The organism is Variovorax sp. 10N420 (assembly GCF_056394705.1).
Genome location: NZ_JBFTIJ010000036.1, coordinates 1 through 2,240 on the forward strand (window position 1 = coordinate 1; position 2,240 = coordinate 2,240).

General features: G+C 66.1%; 1 protein-coding gene. It reads right to left on the minus strand.

What is annotated here, in order from left to right; translation table 11 throughout:
• A partial coding sequence (locus AC1DEK_RS30075) for a beta strand repeat-containing protein (protein WP_478128981.1) occupies positions 1-2,240 on the minus strand: 2,240 nt, incomplete at both ends.

Below are 2,240 nucleotides of genomic sequence, written 5' to 3' on the forward strand. Positions count from 1 at the left end.
GTCGTCCCCGCATCGGTCTGGATGCTGCCGTTGTTGGGAGTGATCGTGACCGCGCGGCCCGACGTGAAACTCGCACTGGTTTCCAAAGTGCCGCCATCCAGCGCCACGCCACCCGCGGCCGCACCTAGGTTGGCATCTGCGCCGACCGAGAGCGTGCCGCCCGAGATGGTCGTTCCTCCCGCGTAGGTGTTGGCGCCCGTCAACGCGGTGGTTCCGCCGCCGATCTGGCTGACGCTGCCGGTGCCGCCGATGGCCCCGCTGAACGTGACATTGTTGGAACGATTGAATATCAACGCGCCGTTGTTGGTGACGTCACCCACGATCGAACCTGTGGTGCCGCCCGTACCCAGTTGCAGCGTGCCTGCCGAGATGGTGGTGGTGCCTGTGTAGGTGTTGTCGGCGGTGAGCGTCAATGCCGCCGCGCCGGACTTGATCACCTGTCCGGTGCCGCTGATCGCGCCGGCGAACATGGTGTCTCCGGGGTTGTTGAACGCCAGTGCACCGTTGTCGACGACATCGCCCACGATGGAGCCCGTCGCCACGCCGTCACCCAACTGCAGCGTGCCCGCGGAGATCGTCGTCCCGCCGCTGTAGGCGTTGGCCGCGGTGAGGATCGTCGTGCCCGTTCCCATTTGGTGGACCGAACCACTGCCGCTGATCACGCCGCCGAAAGTCACCGCGTCGGAGCGATTGAAGGCCAGCGTTCCGTTGTCCACCACGTCGCCTACGATCGAACCCGTCGTGCCTCCATTGCCCAGCTGCAGCGTGCCCTGGGAGATCGTCGTGCCGCCCGTATAGCTGTTCGCTCCGGCAAGGACCAACGTGCCGAGATCGGTCTTGTCGACACCGCCTGTGCCGGTCAATGCGGAGCCGATGGTGGCGACATATCCGGCTCCCGCGCCCGTGCCGTCACCGACGCGAATCGTGTTGGCCCCGGCGAGCAGCGTGATGGGATCGCCTTCGACCACGTAGCCGCTGGTGGCGAACTGCATGCCCGACGAGCTGACCGCTCCAAGACTGTTGTCGACCGTCACCGTTCCCGGCGTCCCGGCGAAGATGGCGAAGGCGCCATCGGCATAGGGTGCGTTGAGGGTTCCCGTGGCTTCGGTCCAGTTGTCGTTGCCGGCTGCCGCCTGCCACACGCCGTTGCCACCGTTGATGACGCCATCGAACTTCGGCCCGGTGCCGTCCCAGTAGTTCAGCGTGAGGCCCGCCATATTGACCAGATTGACCTGGCCGACAAACCCCGTCTGGACGAAGGCGTCGCTGCCGGCTGGCAGCGTGCCGAGTTCGAGGCCGTTGTTGGTCAGCGTGCCGCCATAGCTTATGACCCGATAGAGGCCGGGTCCGAATGTGCCGCCGGTCGGCGCGGTGACGTTGAGCGTGCCGTCCAGCGTCAGGTCGCCGCCCACGACGGTCAGGTCATCGAGCGCGCCACCGACGGCATTGGCCTCGCCGAACTCGTAGTTGAGTACTGCGGTGCTGGTCAAAAAGAGCTCGCCGCCGATGGTCAACGTTCCGGGCGATGCGCCGGGTGCCAGCACGCCGTTGTCGACCAACACATTGCCGCCGATCGTGCCGTGCCCGGCGATCGTGCCGCCCAACTGTACGGTCAACCCGCTGGTCGCGGAGCCCAAGGTGCCATCCACCCGCAGCGTGCCGTAGTCGACAAGCGTCGTGCCGGAGAAAGCACTGCTATCGCCCGTCAGCAGCACCGTGCCGGCGCCTTGCTGATGAACGACACCCCCGCCGCTGATGGAGCCATCGAAGGTCAAGGCGTTCGAGCGGTTGAACGACAGCGTGCCGTTGTTGGTGACATCGCCGACGATGCTCCCGGTGGTGCCGCCGGCACCCAGTTGCAAGGTGCCCGCCGAGATCGTCGTGCCACCGGTGTAGGCGCTGTCGCCCGTCAGCGTCAGCGCGGCGATGCCGTTCTTGATCAAACCGCCCGTGCCGCTGAGTGCCCCGCCGAAGGTCGTATCGGCGGACGCCGCTTGATTGGCGAGCACCWCATCGACGTTGAACGTGTCAGCCGGACTCGTGAGCGTGAACACACCGTCGCCCGCCGTGGTGCCTGCCAGCCAGGTCAGGCCAAAGCCCACGTTGTAGTCCAGCGCATTGGCCGACTTGCCACCGGCAAGCGTAAGGTAATCGACCGGACTTGCGGCCCCACCGAGGCTGACCGTGTCGAAGTCGTTCGTGATGCCGCCGGTCGTGTGAATCACATTGGTCTGTGTGCC